The 16491-nt window shown below is 69.7% G+C and carries 18 protein-coding genes and 4 tRNA genes; 12 read left to right on the top strand and 10 right to left on the bottom strand.

What is annotated here, in order from left to right; translation table 11 throughout:
• Window positions 1-90 precede the first annotated feature (90 nt).
• A complete protein-coding gene (locus tag ACI79O_RS11880; RefSeq protein ID WP_456888089.1) occupies window positions 91-372 on the bottom strand; it encodes a hypothetical protein in 282 nt (93 codons plus the stop codon).
• A 158-nt stretch (window positions 373-530) separates the two neighbouring features.
• Between ACI79O_RS11880 and coaE the strand changes: the two genes are divergently transcribed.
• Window positions 531-1136, top strand: coding sequence for a dephospho-CoA kinase (gene coaE, locus ACI79O_RS11875; protein ID WP_456888091.1), 606 nt, complete (start codon window positions 531-533; stop codon window positions 1134-1136).
• A 52-nt stretch (window positions 1137-1188) separates the two neighbouring features.
• Here coaE and ACI79O_RS11870 read toward each other — a convergent pair.
• The 4 genes from ACI79O_RS11870 to ACI79O_RS11855 all read right to left on the bottom strand — a co-directional run bounded on the left by ACI79O_RS11870 (window position 1189) and on the right by ACI79O_RS11855 (window position 2038).
• A tRNA-Val gene (locus ACI79O_RS11870) sits at window positions 1189-1263 on the bottom strand.
• Between the two features lie 48 nt (window positions 1264-1311).
• Window positions 1312-1382, bottom strand: a tRNA-Cys gene (locus tag ACI79O_RS11865).
• Between the two features lie 43 nt (window positions 1383-1425).
• Window positions 1426-1498 (bottom strand) — tRNA-Gly (locus ACI79O_RS11860).
• Between the two features lie 69 nt (window positions 1499-1567).
• Window positions 1568-2038 (bottom strand): SsgA family sporulation/cell division regulator, encoded by a 471-nt coding sequence (locus ACI79O_RS11855; RefSeq protein ID WP_456888094.1) that lies wholly within the window; start codon window positions 2036-2038, stop codon window positions 1568-1570.
• Between the two features lie 118 nt (window positions 2039-2156).
• On the opposite strand from ACI79O_RS11855, the gene ACI79O_RS11850 reads away from it, so the two are divergent.
• The 6 genes from ACI79O_RS11850 to ACI79O_RS11825 all read left to right on the top strand — a co-directional run bounded on the left by ACI79O_RS11850 (window position 2157) and on the right by ACI79O_RS11825 (window position 7709).
• Window positions 2157-2807 (top strand): sigma-70 family RNA polymerase sigma factor, encoded by a 651-nt coding sequence (locus ACI79O_RS11850; RefSeq protein WP_456914220.1) that lies wholly within the window; start codon window positions 2157-2159, stop codon window positions 2805-2807.
• Window positions 2804-3778, top strand: a complete 975-nt coding sequence (locus tag ACI79O_RS11845) for an anti-sigma factor domain-containing protein (RefSeq protein ID WP_456888099.1) — start codon at window positions 2804-2806, stop codon at window positions 3776-3778. Before ACI79O_RS11850 ends, ACI79O_RS11845 begins: the two co-directional genes overlap by 4 nt.
• Before the next feature lie 14 nt (window positions 3779-3792).
• Complete coding sequence (locus tag ACI79O_RS11840) at window positions 3793-4266, top strand: PGPGW domain-containing protein (RefSeq protein ID WP_456888101.1); 474 nt, start codon at window positions 3793-3795, stop codon at window positions 4264-4266.
• 26 nt (window positions 4267-4292) lie between these two features.
• Window positions 4293-4367, top strand: a tRNA-Val gene (locus tag ACI79O_RS11835).
• A 477-nt stretch (window positions 4368-4844) separates the two neighbouring features.
• Window positions 4845-5591, top strand: a complete 747-nt coding sequence (locus ACI79O_RS11830) for a GIY-YIG nuclease family protein (protein WP_456888103.1) — start codon at window positions 4845-4847, stop codon at window positions 5589-5591.
• Between the two features lie 363 nt (window positions 5592-5954).
• Window positions 5955-7709 carry an AIPR family protein gene (locus ACI79O_RS11825; RefSeq protein WP_456914219.1) on the top strand — a complete coding sequence of 585 codons (1755 nt, stop codon included), beginning with the start codon at window positions 5955-5957 and terminating at the stop codon, window positions 7707-7709.
• Between the two features lie 199 nt (window positions 7710-7908).
• On the opposite strand, the gene ACI79O_RS11820 is transcribed toward ACI79O_RS11825, so the two are convergent.
• A complete protein-coding gene (locus tag ACI79O_RS11820) occupies window positions 7909-8571 on the bottom strand; it encodes a recombinase family protein (RefSeq protein WP_456888107.1) in 663 nt (220 codons plus the stop codon).
• Between the two features lie 162 nt (window positions 8572-8733).
• On the opposite strand from ACI79O_RS11820, the gene ACI79O_RS11815 reads away from it, so the two are divergent.
• Window positions 8734-9171, top strand: a complete 438-nt coding sequence (locus ACI79O_RS11815; protein ID WP_456888109.1) for a hypothetical protein — start codon at window positions 8734-8736, stop codon at window positions 9169-9171.
• 930 nt (window positions 9172-10101) lie between these two features.
• Here ACI79O_RS11815 and ACI79O_RS11810 read toward each other — a convergent pair.
• The 4 genes from ACI79O_RS11810 to ACI79O_RS11795 all read right to left on the bottom strand — a co-directional run bounded on the left by ACI79O_RS11810 (window position 10102) and on the right by ACI79O_RS11795 (window position 12681).
• Window positions 10102-10581, bottom strand: coding sequence for a site-specific integrase (locus ACI79O_RS11810; RefSeq protein ID WP_456888111.1), 480 nt, complete (start codon window positions 10579-10581; stop codon window positions 10102-10104).
• On the bottom strand, window positions 10539-11123 hold the full coding sequence (locus ACI79O_RS11805) for a hypothetical protein (RefSeq protein ID WP_456914218.1): 585 nt from the start codon (window positions 11121-11123) through the stop codon (window positions 10539-10541). The genes ACI79O_RS11810 and ACI79O_RS11805 overlap by 43 nt, the downstream gene beginning before the upstream one ends.
• Before the next feature lie 363 nt (window positions 11124-11486).
• On the bottom strand, window positions 11487-12044 hold the full coding sequence (locus ACI79O_RS11800) for a dihydrofolate reductase family protein (RefSeq protein ID WP_456888115.1): 558 nt from the start codon (window positions 12042-12044) through the stop codon (window positions 11487-11489).
• A gap of 94 nt (window positions 12045-12138) precedes the next feature.
• Window positions 12139-12681: a dihydrofolate reductase family protein gene (locus tag ACI79O_RS11795; protein WP_456877116.1), complete on the bottom strand. Its 543-nt coding sequence runs from the start codon at window positions 12679-12681 to the stop codon at window positions 12139-12141.
• 165 nt (window positions 12682-12846) lie between these two features.
• On the opposite strand from ACI79O_RS11795, the gene ACI79O_RS11790 reads away from it, so the two are divergent.
• The 4 genes from ACI79O_RS11790 to ACI79O_RS11775 all read left to right on the top strand — a co-directional run bounded on the left by ACI79O_RS11790 (window position 12847) and on the right by ACI79O_RS11775 (window position 16491).
• Window positions 12847-13227, top strand: a complete 381-nt coding sequence (locus tag ACI79O_RS11790) for an HNH endonuclease (RefSeq protein WP_456877117.1) — start codon at window positions 12847-12849, stop codon at window positions 13225-13227.
• A gap of 19 nt (window positions 13228-13246) precedes the next feature.
• Window positions 13247-13810 (top strand): MOSC N-terminal beta barrel domain-containing protein, encoded by a 564-nt coding sequence (locus tag ACI79O_RS11785; RefSeq protein ID WP_456888117.1) that lies wholly within the window; start codon window positions 13247-13249, stop codon window positions 13808-13810.
• Window positions 13811-13897: 87 nt separating this feature from the next.
• Complete coding sequence (thrS, locus tag ACI79O_RS11780; protein WP_456914217.1) at window positions 13898-15916, top strand: threonine--tRNA ligase; 2019 nt, start codon at window positions 13898-13900, stop codon at window positions 15914-15916.
• Window positions 15913-16491, top strand: coding sequence for an HIT family protein (locus ACI79O_RS11775; RefSeq protein WP_456877120.1), 579 nt, complete (start codon window positions 15913-15915; stop codon window positions 16489-16491). The genes thrS and ACI79O_RS11775 overlap by 4 nt, the downstream gene beginning before the upstream one ends.

The raw sequence follows: 16491 nt of genomic DNA, 5'->3' as shown, positions 1-16491 counted from the left end.
GAAACCCCTACGGGGCGGCCGTGAGTCGCGCCGGGTGCCCCCGGCCCACCGGGCGGCCGGGCGGGCACCCGGCGAGAGGGGTCCTGGGGGCTAGAGGCTGAGGATGATGGCGAACGCCGAGCGGGGGCGGCCACCGGCGGCGGCCAGCGACTGCCAGGTGTGCCGGCCGGCCGGCGCGGCGTCGAGCAGCCAGCGCACGAAGGCGGTGCGCCGCGAGGGACGGACGGGGGCGGCGGTCGCGTGCGCCGCCAGCCGCTCGCGGACGGCGGGCAGGTCGGCGACCCGGATGCCGCCGGCACGCTCCACCCGGTGTCGACCGCGGGCGCGGGAGCCGGGGACGACCGTCGCGGTCGCGGGGCGGGTCTGCGACATCGTGGTGCCTGCCTCTCTCGGCTGCGTCCCCCTCCGTGGGTGACCGCCGGGGCGGACGTTATGAGGAGTGACGCGTGTGACTGGAGCGACGCGCCGGACCGGACGCCCGGGTGTTACCCGTCCGTGACCCCCGCCCGCGTGCTGGTTACCGTCCGTACGTGCTGCGGATCGGGTTGACCGGCGGGATCGGATCGGGGAAGAGCACGGTGGCGGCGCTGCTGGCCGCCCGCGGCGCGGTGGTCGTCGACGCCGACCGGATCGCGCGGGAGGTCGTCGAGCCCGGCACGCCGGGCCTGGCCGCGGTCGTCGACGCGTTCGGGCCGCAGGTGCTCACCGCCGACGGCGCGCTGGACCGGGCGGCGCTGGCCTCGATCGTCTTCCGCGACCCCGACGCTCGGGCCCGGCTCGACGGGATCGTCCACCCGCTGGTGCGGGCGCGGGCGCGGGAGGTCATCGCCCAGGCGCCACCGGACGCCGTCGTCGTCCAGGACGTGCCGCTGCTGGTGGAGACCGGCCAGGCCGGCCACCACGACCTGGTGCTGGTGGTCGAGGCCGACCTCGGGACCCGGGTGGCCCGCCTGGCCCTGCGCGGGCTGGGCGAGGACGACGCCCGGGCCCGCATCGCCGCGCAGGCCACCGACGAGCAGCGGCGGGCGGTGGCCGACGTCGTCCTGGACAACAGCGGCGCCCCCGAGGCGCTCGCCGACCAGGTGGAGCGGTTCTGGGCCGAGCGCGTCGCCCCGGCGGTGGGGGAGCGCGGCTGACGGCTCCGGGAACGACGGGAGCCCCGGACCGTGTGGTCCGGGGCTCCGGTGCTGGTGGGCGATACTGGGTTCGAACCAGTGACCTCTACCGTGTCAAGGTAGCGCTCTACCACTGAGCCAATCGCCCGAGTCCGGTCCTGCGACCGGCCCGCTCCACCGCGTCGGTGCGGAGGCGAGGTGGAGACGGGATTTGAACCCGTGTAGACGGCTTTGCAGGCCGTTGCCTCGCCTCTCGGCCACTCCACCGCACACACGAGCGCCGGTCTGGTGACCATCGCTCGAGGTCTCGAGCGGACGACGGGATTCGAACCCGCGACCCTCACCTTGGCAAGGTGATGCTCTACCAGCTGAGCCACGTCCGCGTTGCTGTCGTGCAGGGAGAACCATACCCGACCCGGAGGCGGGCGTTCACGGGGGGTCCCCCCGGGGGGTCAGCGGGCCCCGGGATCGGCGCCGCCGCCGGAGAGCAGGACGGCCAGCTCCTCGTCGACGTCGAGCGCCGCGGTCTCCTGTCCCGACGGGACCAGTGTCTCGGTCTGCTGCAGGAAGGCGGCCACCGTCGCCCGCGACAGCTCGAAGAGCGCCTCCCCCGACGGGGCCCGCAGGTGCAGGTACAGCACGTCGCCGCTGGTGCGTGCCGGCCAGAGCCGCACGTCGCCGTCGCCGGCCGGGTGCTCGAGGCCCGCGGCGAGCAGCTCGCGGCCGAGCAGCCAGGTGATGCCGTCGTCGACCGGGTCACCCACGTCGCCGAAGCCGATGCGGACCGCGAACGGGTCGCTGACCTCGTAGGACAGGACCGCCGGCACCTCGGTCCACGAGCCGGGACCCACGAGGTGCAGCGTCGTCGGGACGGAGTACCCGGGGGAATCTCGGTGCGGCATGACCTCTCCAACGACCGGCACGCCTGGACGTTGCGCGTCCCGGCGCCCGGGCGTGTCGTCCGTCCGGGTGTTCTGTCACTACCCGACTCACGGCGTGGTGAACCGGGATCAGTGTGCCTGTCGAAGGCCCCGTGTGACGATGGGGTCCGTGACGCGTCCGGCACGACCACCGGAGGGCGACCCCGGTGACGCCGATCTCGTGCGGCGGGTGCGCGCGGGTGACCGTGGTGCCGTCGACGACCTCTACGACCGGTTCCGCCAGCCCGCGTTCGCCCTCGCCCGCCGCATCCTGGCCGACGACACGCTCGCCGAGGACGTGGTCCAGGACGTCTTCCTGAGCGTGTGGCGCGACCCGCACGCCTACGACGGCGCCCGCGGCAGCTTCTCCTCCTGGCTCATGGCGATGGTGCACCACAAGGCGGTCGACGCCGTCCGCCGCGAGGAGGCCCACCGGCGCCGGCGGTCCCGTGCCGAGGACGACCTGCTGCTCGGCGCGCCGACCGCCGCGCACGACGTCGAGGACCAGGCCTGGAGCCGGGTGGTGTCCGACCGGGTGCGGGCGGCCCTGGGCGCGCTGCCCGACGCCCAGCGCGAGGCGCTGACGCTGGCCTACTACGGCGGGTACACCCAGCGGGAGGTCGCGGCGCTGACCAGCGCGCCGCTGGGCACGGTCAAGACCCGCATGCTCGCCGGGATGCGCAGGCTCAGGGAGGAGCTCGGCACGGTCGCCGGACTCGCCGCCGGCGGTGCGCTCAGCGACCCCACGTCGGTCGACGGAGGTGCCCGGTGAGCCCGCGGCCCGAGGACCACCAGGCCTTCGACGAGCTCGCCGTCGGCTGGGCGCTGCACGCGCTCGAGCCCGAGGACGAGGCCGTCTTCGCGTCGCACCTGGCCTCCTGCCCCCGCTGCGCCCGCACGGTGGCCGAGACGTCCGAGGTGATGGCGGCGCTGGCCGGCGACCTGCCACCGGCCGAGCCCTCCGACCGGCTCCGCGACCGGCTGCGCCGGGCCGTCGAGCGCACCGATCAGCTGCCGCCGCCGGCCCCGGTGGCGGGCGGGGACCCCGGTGGGCCCACCGTGCCGGCCCCGCCCGATCCCGCGCCCCAGACCGCGCCCGCCCCCGGCGTCCCCGGGGGGCGGCGGCGGACCGACGTCCCCGGGTCCGGCGCCACCGCGGCCGGCCGGGCGGCCACCGGCTTCCCCGACTACGTCCCGCGGGCCGCTGCCCCCGGCGTCGGCGCCCCGTCGGTGTGGCGGCGGGTGCTGCCCAACGCCCTGGTGGCGGCCGCCGTCGCGGCGATCCTGGCGCTGGGCACCTGGAACGTGGTCCTGGGGTCGTCCCGGGACGAGGCCCAGGCGGTCGCCGCCGGGCAGGCGGAGGTGATCGACGCGCTGCTGCAGCCGGGCCGGGCGGTCATCGCGCCGGTCCACCGCGACGGCGGGGCGGGCGACGGCGGGACCGGCGACGGCGGGGCGGTGGCCACCGTGGTCGCCCGGGAGGGCCGCCTGGAGGTCGTCACCCACGGGCTGCGGGTCAACGACAGCAGCGACAGCACCTACGTGGTGTGGGGGATCGCGGGTGACGCCCCGGTGGCCTTGGGCACCTTCGACGTGATCTCCCCACAGACCGACCTGCGGACCGTAGGCTCCGCCCCGACCGGGATCGACCAGTACGCGGCGTACGCGATCAGCATCGAGCCCGGTCGGCAGGCTCCGGCGGAACCGTCGGAGGTGGTGGCGGACGGGCAGGTGACCAGCTGAGCGGACAGGACACCGTGCCGCCCCTCCCGCAGGAGGCGGCGGCGCGACCGACCGCGCGGGAGCGGCGGGAGCACGCGGCGCAGGACGGGCACCGCAGCCTGCGCGAGCGGGTCGCCGAGGCCCGCTGGCGCCGGGGCATCGCCGCGCGGCGCTCGGTCGACCACGCCTACCGGGTCGTGGTCGGGATCGTCGGCGGCCTCGTCGTCGCCCTGGGGCTGGCCACCATCCCGCTGCCGGGTCCGGGCTGGCTCACGGTCATCGCCGGCCTGTTCGTGCTCGCCAGCGAGTTCACCTGGGCCGAGCGGCTGCTGGAGTTCACCAAGCGCCACGTCCGGGCCTGGACCGAGTGGCTGGGCCGGCAGCCGCTGTGGGTGCGGCTGGGCATCGGCGCGCTGACGGCGGCCTTCGTCTACGGCGTCATGGTCGTCGTCCTGCACCTGACCGGCGTGCCGGACTGGGTGCCGGGGTGGGTGCCGCTCTGGCGCTGAGCATCTGGCATCATGGAGCGCGCAGCGGGCGATTGGCTCAGTGGTAGAGCGCTTCGTTCACACCGAAGAGGTCACTGGTTCGAACCCAGTATCGCCCACCAGCACGAAGGGCCAGGTGAACCCAAAGATGGGGGAGCCTGGCCCTTCGTCGTCTCGGGGGCCAGCCAGCTGGCGGGGACACAACTAGGACACACCGCTCGGCTTGCAGCGTCCGCCCCCGCTTGAGAAAGCAGCTGCGGACCCCTGCGCACAGGGCCTCGACGCCCCCTCAGAGCCGCCGACTGCCTCCAGGCCAGCCACGGAGGTTCCGGGAGCCTCGTTCGTTAGGCAGAGCGCCGTTCAGCCGCTCGGTGCTAGTCCTACGGATGGAAGGCAGGGCGCACTGGCTCGGTCGGCGGACCTACCTGACAGCGCGGTGTCCGGGAGGCCTGAAGTCAGGCTGAGACGATGTGGGGGTGACCGGTGCGTGGGAACCTCTTCATCAGCAGGGCCCTCTTGGCGACCCCTCAGCGGGCGCGGGGGAGATGGGTCCGCCTCCAGCGGGAGATGTGATCGGGCCGGCCTGTCCCAGCTCGGAGGTGCGCGAGGAGCTCTCGACGCTGCTCGAACGTGACGAGTCGCGCGTGGGCGAGGTGTACAGGGGACTCGAGAGGAATCTCACCGCAGACCAGATAGCAGCGGAGTTGGGCGTCTCGACGTCCAACTTCGTGTGGAATTACACGCAAACCATCAGGGCGCTCCTTGAGGGTGACTTGCCTACAGGACCGACTGTTGCCTTGGGGGTCGCGCGCAAGTTCCGGGCCTTGCTCAGAGCTGGAGGATTGTCCCCGGACGCGCGCGCGTACCTCGAGGCGAATCTCGTGGAGCTGGAAAGGCGCGCGAACGATCAGACCGCCCGCGTGGTTGAGGTTCGAGAGGCGCAGCGTCATACCGAACAGGCTGAAGCTCGGAACGACGTAGGCATCTATGCCTATGCGCTTCCTCACTACCTGCGGTACCCCTTCGATCCGGCTAGCGGGCGAACTCTCATGAAGGTCGGACGAAGCGACAGTGATGTCATCGAGCGATTCCGCAACCAAACACGCACCACCGCGCTGCCGGAAGAGCCCATCCTCCTGCGCATTTATCCAACGGGGGACCGATCGACGTCGGACGCCGAATCGGACTTTCATCGGTTGCTCGAAGCAGCGGATCACTATCGAAGCGTGGCTCGCTCCGCCGGTAGGGAGTGGTTCGTGACGAGCACTCGGTTCCTGGATCAAGTCGCCCGCGTCATGCGGTTGCCAATCATCTCGGTGAACGAATCTACGGTTGAGGAGGACTAGGCACGCCGCTGCCTACGTACACCAGTCGTTCCGCCATACCCTGTGCAATTCCGTTCCCTCTCAGTCCGTCCGAGGTCCCGGTGCTAAGCATGCGGGTGCTGGTACCGCACGGCGGCCTGAGCCGTCGGCTAATCCACAGGTGCGGCGGCCCGGACTCCCGCCAGCTCGGGAGTCGGCCAACACTCTCTGTCATGCACCACTCAACTGATCGTTAGCGGACCTGTACAGTTCCGTACTGCTACGAAAGGTCAGCGGAGGCGGCGCCAGGAGGCGGTGGACCTCTCAGGGACGGGCGACAGCTGTCAGGCCCTGTGGGGCTCTTGAGGTACCGCGGCAACGCGGGCGACGATGGGGGAGCGACGAGTGTCGGAGGCTCTGGAGGCTGCTCTCGCGGAGCGGGACGACCTGGACCCGTTTGGTGCAGCTAAGCGGACGCTGTTCGCCCTGCAGTTGAGCCGGGACCTCGAGGACGTGGCATCCGTGGCGGCGTCCGCTGTCACCGACGGCCCTGACGACAAGTCCTGCGACGTTGTATACGTCGATCGAGACGCAGGGTCGATCCTGCTTGCTCAAGGTTATGAGGCAACGGTCCCAAGGCCTCAGGCGCCGAACAATAAGGCCGGCAGTCTTCACCAGGCGGTGAACTGGCTCTTCGGCGCTCAGTCCGCGAGCGACGTCCCCGAACGACTGCGTGAGGCATGGCGGGAGGTGCACGAGGCTCTTGCAGACGGCGCCATCAAGGACATTGAGATCTGGCTAGTTCACAACCTCCCGGAGTCGTCCTCCATCGCCAGCGAGTTGAAGGCAGTCGAGCGAGCTGCCTACCTTCTGACGCAGCAGCGGTACAGCATCGAGGACTTGTCGGTGGCCGCTCGGGAGGTGGGAGTTGAGACGCTGACCGACCGCTATGAGGGATCCCGCACTCCCATCTTGGTTACGGACACCTTCAGTATTCCGGTGTCAGGTTCATTCCTAGAGCAGGGTGAGAACTGGTCGGCTGTCTGCACCAGCATTCCAGCTTCCTGGCTGCACGAGCAGTTTGCGACACACGGGCAGAGGCTCTTCTCGGCCAATATCCGTGGATATCTTGGGAGTCAGCGAGCGCAGGGCAACATCAACAACGGGATCCAGCGGTCCGCCAGGGAGTCGCCTCGTCAGTTCTGGGCCTATAACAACGGCATCACGGCACTCGTCCACTCTGTGGAGCCGGCCGACGACGGGTCGAGTCTTGAGGTCCGCGGCCTCGCGATCGTCAACGGTGCGCAGACCACTGGGGCTATCGGCTCGGTCCCTGCAGACGCCGTCGCAGAAGGAAGACTCCTGGCTCGCTTCATCAAGTGCGATGATCCAGCAACCGTTCAGGAGATTATCCGCTATAACAATCGTCAGAATCCTACGCAGGCCTCGGACTTCCGTAGCAACGACCGTGTCCAGGCGCGCCTCGTGCATGAGTTCTCGACGCTGGGGGTCGTAGGTTACAACGGCGGGCGACGCGGTGGAGCTGAGGACGTGATTAGACGTCCTGGGGAGAACCAGATTTCAGCCAGTGTGGCCGCGCAAGCCCTGGCTGCATTTCATGGCCGCCCAGACATCGCCTACCACGCCAAAGGTCAGATTTGGGAAGCCGACGCTATTTATAGCGAAGTATTTCCCGAACGCACGACGGCGAGGCATATCCTCTTTGCCTACAGTCTGCTGCGTGCCATCGAGCAGTTGCGTCTCGACTTGGGGAATCGCGATGAGGGCGACTTGACGCAGCTCGATCAGGACTTGGCCGGCTGGTTCGGTCTTCGCGGTGCGACCATGCTCGCGGTCGGTGCGGTTGGCGCCGTCAGCGAGACGCTGTTGTGCGACACGGCGATCCCCGATCGGTATGCCTTGAAGTTCAAGGGACGACCCACAGTCCCCGCCGCCGTCGCCATGTGGCGACCGGTATTAGATGCGGTGTTGGCTCTTGCTCCTACCCAGTTGGCACAGCCGTTGACGGTCGCTGGCGCGCTGCGCAACCGGTCTGCGGTGGACACGGCAGTCAATACCTTCCGTGGCATCGTCGCAGCCACGAGGGCGAGCAACGCGAGCCTCTACGCCGACTTCGCGCGGAAGGTCACGCAGGATTAGTGCTACTTGAGACTTCTGGTGAGCGCGTAGTTGGCCAGCTCGTGACGACGGACCGTGGCATTGCCATTGAGACGGTCGATCCGGACTGGCATGACGCAACAGCGACCATCCCTTGTGAGCCGAACACGCACATCGTCTGGTTAGGGCGACCCGACTGAGCCGCGCGTCGCAACTGCATTCGACAAGCCCAGCCGATCGATCAGTCGGCTGTGTTGGTCCTAAGGACGGCGCGAACGGTGGAGGGGTACCACTGGCGCCCACCCTGGGCAGTTGGAACGCCGTCTGAGTTCAGCGCGCGTGCAATGGCGGCGAGGGACATTCCGCGAGCGCTGGCCTGGGCGATGCGCTCGACAATATCTGCGGGCAGAGTGCGCGGACGCCCGAGACGCACGCCAGCCGCCTTGCGAGCGGCTAGGGCGTCCTTGGTGCGCTGACCGATAAGCCTGCGCTCGTACTGGCTGGCTGACACGACGACGTTGGCCGTGAACTCGCCGACGGGCGTCGTCGTGTCTACGCCGAGGTCAAGGCACAGGACGGACCAGCTGCGCTTGCTAGCCCGCTCGAGGAGGCCCCCAAAGTCCTTGACGGAGCGGGACAGGCGGTCAAGCTTGCTAACGATCAAGACGTCCGCCTCGCCAGCATCCAAGCGAATGAGAGCTGCTCTGAGGGCCGGCCGATTGAGGTCCTTGGCGCTTGCGCCCTCCTCGATGACCAACTCGAGGTCCCAACCGCGTCGGGCAGCTTCGCCCTCGAGAGCGGCCCGTTGGGCATCCAGGCCGGCGCCGCTGTTCACCTGCTCGCCCGTGGACACCCGGCAGTAGCCCAGCGCACGGGGCGGGCGGTGGAGGAGTGCGGGAGCCATGGTGTGACCATACAGCAACCAACCGTTTGATGTACGCGCGCAGTGGTAGGCGCTAAGCGCATAACCGCCCCAGCGAGTGAGGTCAGGGACCTCAAGCTTGACCTCGCCGTTAGCAGAGAGGGAACGTGGTCGTCCCGTTGCCAATCTCCGGAGGAGCCTCAAGTGAAGAAGGCAGCCCTGTACCCGACCCTTGCTGTCTTGGCGGTTGCGCTGACCGCTTGTGGTGGTGGGGCGGAGGCTGCCGCGCCGGCCACGCCGATTGAGTCGGCCACGCATGACGTCACACTCGAGTTCGCGTGGTACGTGGACGGCACCATCTATGCGGCGTGTCAGCATCGCGGTGGACCGTATGCCGACATCAATCACGGAACTCCTGTGACGCTGAAGACGGGAGCCGGTGAAACGGTTGGCGCCAGCGCCCTCTCGGAGGCCAATTGCGAGTCGGGGGGCGGAGCCTTCACTTGGACCGTTATCTTCCCTGACGTCCCGATGGACGCTGACTTCTACTCGGTGGAGGTCGGTCAGCGCGGTGAGGTGACTAAGAGCCGGCAGGACCTCGAGGCGAACGACTACACGTTTCAGACGTCCTTGGGCGGCTGAACTGCAGGCTATGGGCGCACTATCCCTCGGAGCCAACGAACCGAGATCCCTGCATCGGTCATGTTGACAGACAGTTCAATCTGCGCGTGTCAGAAAAGTGTTGCCGTGGGCGTAAAGACCAGCGACGTGGCTGTTCGGTGCAATCCGACGTCCTGTGACGTGCGCCACCTGGGCGGTCAGAGGGTAGAACTCCTCCTTGAAGTAGAGGGGGCATCGTTGGCAGGGAGGACCCTGCACCCCGTCTCAGGCTAGTCAAAGCTGATTGTCAGACACTGGAAAACAATGCAATAGATGAAAACAATGCAATAGATATAATCCCCCCAGGCGTTCCCCGGAAATCCTAGCCGTTGAAGGACCCCGGCGGCGGGGTCTGGCTCGGACGTCCGGCGAAAACAGACCACGAGAATCCCGGGCTAGGGGTGTGGCCGCATTTCCTCCTCTGAGTGTTTCGTCGATGTCGTGTGACGGGCCTCGAGAAAACACGCAACCGTCACCTCCTGGTCTAGCTTGCGAGGCTGCGCGTCACTGAGCGTCTCTGCGCTACTGGCTGACCGTTCCGCGCCTACTGGCTAGGTTCTAATTTCTTTGCACTGCTGCTGCTCGGACACCGGCGGGAGAACGGGGTAAAAGAAACCGCCTTCAATCGCCAGGACAACGACACTGACGAAGGTTGGTGTCCGCCCCGTTGACCTTTGCATCAGCCGCCAACTTCTGCCTCTCTCACGCGCCGCCTTTTCCCCTGGGGTAGATTCCGTATTGTTTCAACGGCAGGCAGGACGCGGGCGAAAAAAACGCCCGACCTGACAGGACTCGGATGCCGTCAGGCCGGGCGGTCAGGAAACCTCGTGCGTAAACATTCCCGAGTCGTTCAAGCTGTACCTTAAGGGTAGCGCATGTCGCGTTATAAAGCAAATCCGCCGGCGGTCCTGGCTATACGATATCTGCGTCCAGTGCAGCCATGAGAGTGCTGTTCCCTGTGTGCATCAGGTGTCCGTAGCGATCGATGGTGAAGTTTGATGAGGTGTGCCCTGCCCGTGTCTTCAGCTCGAGGAGGTTGGCGCCATGCCCAATCCAATAGCTGATTGCGGTGTGTCGCAGGTCGTGGATGCGGACCTTGAGGCCAGAGGCTTGAGCTGCCGGAAGCCAATAGCGACGTCTGAATGCATTGACGCGCAAGGGTCCGCCAGCCTTCCCTGTGAAAATCACGCTTGCGGAGGTGTTCAGCATGGCCAAGACTTTGGGTGGCACCGGGACGGTCCGGTTGCCAGCTCGGGTCTTTGCGGGCTGAAGCAGCAGGACGCCGCCCACCTCGACGCTCGTCCTGCTGACGCGAACCTGACCGCGCTCCCTGTCTACGTCCGCTTGTGTCAGTGCGGTTGCTTCGCCGATGCGCAGGCCCGAGTACGCCAAAAAAACACAAGGCTACGGAAGTGTGGGTCGATTGATTCCGCGAGCTTCGCGACTTCGGTAGGCGACAAGAACGTCATGGGCTCGCGCTGCTTGGCTGGCAGGTTGACCCCGATGCACGGGTTCGTCCGCAGGCGTCGGGCCTGCACGGCGGCGTCGAGGCACTTCTTGAGCTCGCTGTGCAGCTCGTGCGCTGTGGACGGCTTCACGTCCAGCCGTGCTACCCATGCCTGGATGTCTGCCGTTGTGAGGTCACCGAGGGGGAGCCGGCCGAACTCAGCCAGGTACCTATTAGCAAGGTGACGATTCTTCTCATTGGTGCTTGCGCGCAGGTGGAGGCGAGTTGCCTGCCAGTCCCTCGTCCAGGCGCTCAGGGTGATGCGGGCGTCCCTAGGGTCGATGGCTGCCCCGCTAGCGAGGTCTGCCTCGACCTGGGTCCTGAACTCCCGTGCAGCCTTCCATGTGGAGAAGGTCTTGCTTCGGCTAGCGCCGTGCACTCGGTAGCGCACACGGAAGCCGCCGTTGCGCGGCTCGATCGAGGCCATGCCCATCACTCTCTGTAGCTCTGTGTCCCAACCCCCTGTGAGCGGGAGAGGCTACAACACGAGGAGGACGACCTGCCGTCTGACCTGCTAATTCAGGGACACAGCTAGGACACGCGAGCATTCTTCGGGCCTCTGTGCTGGTCAGACGGGCGCAACGGTCCAAGAATGCAAGTCAGCGCTCTGACCTGCGGAAATCAATTCGACCGCCAGGCTTGCGGGCGTGACCACATAGCGTGATTCGAACCTTCACACCGAAGAGGTCACTGGTTCGAACCCAGTATCGCCCACCGGCACGAGGGGCCGCGCGAACCCGGGAACGGGGGAGCCCGGCCCCTCGTCGTGTCCGGGGCTCGGTGTCCGGGCTCAGCGGGTCCGGTAGCGCGCGTAGATGAGCCCGCTGGCGAAGGTCCGCTGGTCGACCAGGTCGAGGTCGAGGCGGACCCCGTCGGGGAAGAACCGCTTGCCGCCGCCGACCGCGCTCGACGTGATGAACAGGTGGTACTCGTCCACCAGGCCGGCCGCGATCGCCTGCGCGGCGAGGGTGGGGCCGTCGACGGAGAGGTCGTGGTCGGACCCGGCCTTGAGTCGGCGGACCGCGTCGGGGTCGAAGCTCCGCTCGATCCTGGTCCGCTCGCTCGACACCGACTCCAGCGTCGTCGAGTAGACGATCTTCTCGGCGGCCTGCCAGTCGCGCGCGTACTCCACGATGTGCGGCGGCGCGTCGGGCTCCTCGTGCGCCGTCTCCCAGAAGACCATCGTCTCGTACATCCGCCGGCCGTAGAGGAACGTGCGGACGGGCCGGAACAGGTCGCCGATGAAGGTGTGCACCTCCTCGACCTCGGCCCCCGTGCCGAGGTCGCCCTCGGCCGCCTCGGCGTAGCCGTCGAGCGAGGTGATCATCGAGTAGACGAGCTTGGCCATGTGACTCCCTCTCGGACGCGTGGGCCGGTCCTGCGGTGGTCCCGGCGGCCGTGACCGGGAGCCCCGGACCACGCGGTCCGGGGCTCCCGCCGGCTCAGGCCGGGCCGTAGGTCAGGTGCGCCACCCCGTTGCTCAGCGCCTCGACGCCGATGAGCGAGAGCTTCTGCGAGGTGCCCTCGGGGAACAGGTGGACGCCCTGTCCGACGGCGAGCGGGTAGACGTAGAGGTGCAGCTCGTCGACCAGGCCGTCGGCGACCAGCGCCCGCACCAGCGTCACGCTGCCGCTGACGTAGAGGTCGCGGTCGGCCTTCAGCTCGCGGATGCGGTCGGGGTCGTAGCCGCCGACGGCGGTGGAGTTGCGCCACACCGACTCGGCGTCGGTCAGCGTGGAGGAGACGACGTACTTCGTCGTGTCGTTGAAGAACGGCGCGCCCTCGTCCTCCTCGGCGGTCCGCGTGGACCAGGCCGGGGCGAACATCTCGAAGGTGTTCCGGCCGAGCAGGATGCCCGTGGCCGGTGCGGTGATGTTGCCGATCGAGGCGGCCAGGTCGTCGGGGAAGCCGTAGTCCACCGTCCACATCGGCGCGTCGGCGACCCCGTCGACGGTCGTGAACTCGTGCACCCTGATGACGCCCATGTCGTGCTCCTCACTGCTGGTCCGGCGGTCGGCCCGTCCGGGTCGGTCGGTGTCGTCGGGGAGACCCTGGCCCACGACGGAACTCATCGGTACCGGGCACGCCGTGTCGCCGGTCTCACCGGCGCGGGGGTCCGCGGCGCCGCGGCCGGGCGCACCATGGAGGGGATGGCACTGGACAGGGCCGCCCGCCTGGACGCGGCCGTGGAGCGCGACGGACCCACCTGCATCTGGTGCGGCCGCGCGCTGACCGGGCAGGTCACCGCCACGACCGAGCACGTCGTGCCGCGGGTCAAGGGCGGCCCGTCGTGGCTGGAGAACGAGGTCGCCGCGTGCCGCCGCTGCAACGGCGAGCGGGGGCACACCGCGCCGGTCGAGTGGCTGGAGGAGTGCCTGCGCCGCGGCTGGCCCGCCGACGAGGCGCGGCTGGCCCGCGTGCTGGCCGACCTGGCGGCCGCGATCGCCGTCCGCGGCGGCCAGCGCCGGGCCCGGCCCTACCTGGAGTCCCAGCTGCGCCGGCTGCGCCGCCGGGGTCCCGCCGCCGCCTGACCGCACTAGCGTGGCCGCCGTGACGTCGGGCACGGTGGTCGGGATCGCGGTCTACCCGGTGCGCGGGTGCGCCGCGACGCCGCTGCCGCGCGCCGACGTGGGCCCGGGCGGGCTGGCCGGCGACCGCGCGTTCGCCGTCGTCGACGCCACCGGGCGGGTGCTGCGCGGCCGCGACGCGCCGGCGCTGGCCGGCGTCGCCGCCACCGGGGACCCCGCGGCCGACACCGCCGCCGTCGCCGCCGCGGTGGGCGGTCCGGTGCGGCTCGAGCCGCTGACCGGCCGGCCCGAGGGCGCCGCGGCGGTGCACCTGGTCTCCCGCCAGGCGCTGGACCGGGCGGCCGCCGGCGTCGTCCCGGCCGGCTGCGGCGCCGAGGACCCGCGGGCCAACCTGGTGCTCGACCTGCCCGGCGACGACGAGCGCACCTGGGTGGGCCGGCGGCTGCGGCTGGGCACGGCGGTGCTCGAGGTCACCCGGCTGCCGAAGCACTGCCTGGGGGTCTACGCCGAGGTGGACCGGCCGGGGACGGTCGGTGTCGGCGACCCGGTGGTGACCCTCGCGGGAGGGGCCGAGTCGGCCGGGTGAGCGCCGCGGCGGTCGATACGCTGGCCTGCGCGACGCCCGTCCCGTGCCGGCGCCGCCCGAACCGCCCAGCGACCCCCAGGAGATCCCGTGTCCGCCGCGCCAGCCCCCGCCGTCACCACCCCGATCCGGGTGCCGGCCGGGACCACGGCCGAGCAGGCGCTCAAGGACGCCGGGGTCGCGCTCAAGGGTCCCGACGGCGCCGTCGTCGTCCGCGACCTCGCCTCCGGCGACCTGCGCGACCTGTCCTGGGTCCCGGACGCCGACGCCGAGGTCGAGCCGGTCGTGGCCGCCAGCCCCGAGGGCCGCGCGGTCATCCGGCACTCGACCGCGCACGTGCTCGCCCAGGCCGTGCAGGACCTCTTCCCCGGCACCCGCCTGGGCATCGGCCCGCCGGTGGAGAACGGCTTCTACTACGACTTCGACCCCGAGCGGCCCTTCACCCCGGAGGACCTGCAGGCGCTGGAGAAGCGCATGCAGCAGATCGTGAAGGCCGGCCAGCGCTTCTCGCGCCGGGAGGTCACCGAGGACGACGCCCGCGCCGAGCTGGCGCACGAGCCGTACAAGCTCGAGCTCATCGGCCTCAAGGGCGCCGGGGCCGACGGCGCCGACGTCGAGGTCGGTGGCGGGCAGCTGACCGTGTACGACAACCTCGACGCGCGCACCGGCGAGCGGGTGTGGACCGACCTGTGCCGCGGCCCGCACGTGCCGCGCACCAGCAGCATCCCGGCGTTCAGCCTCACCCGGTCGGCGGCGGCCTACTGGCGCGGCGACGAGAAGAACCCGCAGCTGCAGCGGGTGTACGGCACCGCGTGGGAGAGCCGCGAGGCGCACAAGGGGTACCTGGAGCACCTCGCCGAGGCCGAGCGCCGCGACCACCGCCGCCTGGGCGCCGAGCTGGACCTGTTCAGCTTCCCCGACGAGATCGGCTCGGGGCTGGCGGTGTTCCACCCGAAGGGCGGGATCGTCCGGCGCGAGCTGGAGGACTACAGCCGGCAGCGGCACGAGGAGGCCGGCTACTCCTTCGTGAACACCCCGCACATCACCAAGGAGGACCTGTTCCTCACCAGCGGGCACCTGCCGTACTACGCGGAGACGATGTTCCCGCCCATGGAGTTCGAGGGCGCGAACTACTACCTCAAGCCGATGAACTGCCCGATGCACATCCTCGTGTACCGGAGCCGCGGGCGCAGCTACCGCGAGCTGCCGCTGCGGCTGTTCGAGTTCGGCACCGTCTACCGCTACGAGAAGTCCGGGGTGGTGCACGGGCTGACCCGGGTGCGCGGCCTGACCATGGACGACTCGCACATCTTCACCACCCGCGAGGACATGGCCGCCGAGATCCGCGGCGTCCTCGAGTTCGTTCTCGGCCTGCTGCGCGACTACGGCCTCGACGACTTCTACCTGGAGCTGTCCACCCGCGACGACTCGCCGAAGTTCATCGGCGAGGACGCGCAGTGGGAGCGGGCCACCGCGGCGCTGCAGGCGGCCGCCGACGCGTCCGGGCTCGAGCTCGTGCCCGACCCGGGCGGCGCGGCGTTCTACGGGCCGAAGATCTCGGTGCAGGCCCGCGACGCCATCGGCCGGTCGTGGCAGATGTCGACCCTGCAGGTGGACTTCAACTTCCCCGAGCGGTTCGCCCTCGAGTACACCGCCGCCGACGGCTCCCGGCAGCGGCCGGTGATGCTGCACCGCGCGCTGTTCGGCTCCATCGAGCGCTTCTTCGGCATCCTCACCGAGCACTACGCCGGCGCGTTCCCGGCCTGGCTGGCCCCGGTGCAGGTGGTCGGCATCCCGGTCACCGACGACCAGGTCGGTTACCTGCGCGACGTCGCCCTGCGGCTGCGGGAACGGGGCATCCGGGTCGAGGTCGACGACTCCGACGACCGCATGCAGAAGAAGATCCGCAACGCGAGCAAGCAGAAGGTGCCCTTCGTGCTCATCGCGGGCGCCATCGACGCCGAGGCGGGTGCGGTCTCCTTCCGCTACCGCGACGGCAGCCAGCGCAACGGGGTGCCGATCGACGACGCCGTCGACGCCGTGGTCGCCTGGGTGGCCGCCCGGCACAACGCCGACCCGTCGGCCGACGTGCCGCTGGAGCGGCCGTGACCGTCGGCCCGGACGGGTTCTCCGTCCCGGTCTCCAGCGACGACGGCGGCCCGGCGACCGTCTTCGAGCACCTGTGGACGCCCTACCGGATGGCCTACATCCGCGGCTCGGGCAAGCCCACCGGGGAGCACGACTGCCCGTTCTGCCTCATCCCGGCGATGTCGGACGAGGAGGGCCTGGTGGTCGCCCGCGGCGAGACGGTCTTCGCCGTGCTCAACCTCTACCCGTACAACGCCGGACACCTGATGCTGGTCCCGTACCGGCACGTGCCCGACTACACCGACCTCACCGACGCCGAGGTCGCCGAGCTGGGCGCGTTCACGCAGACGGCGATGCGGGTGGTGCGGCAGGTGAGCGGTGCGCACGGGTTCAACATCGGCATGAACCAGGGGTCGGTGGCCGGCGCCGGGATCGCCGACCACCTGCACCAGCACGCGGTGCCGCGCTGGGGCGGCGACACCAACTTCATGCCGGTGATCGGCCTGACCAGGGTGCTGCCGCAGGTGCTGGCCGACACCCGCGCGCTGCTCGCCCGGAACTGGCCGGGTGCCGCGGCGCCGGTCCCGGGGAGCTGA

The sequence above is a fragment of the Geodermatophilus sp. SYSU D00696 genome, from assembly GCF_054050235.1.
This window is presented reverse-complemented; position numbering and strand designations above follow the sequence as displayed.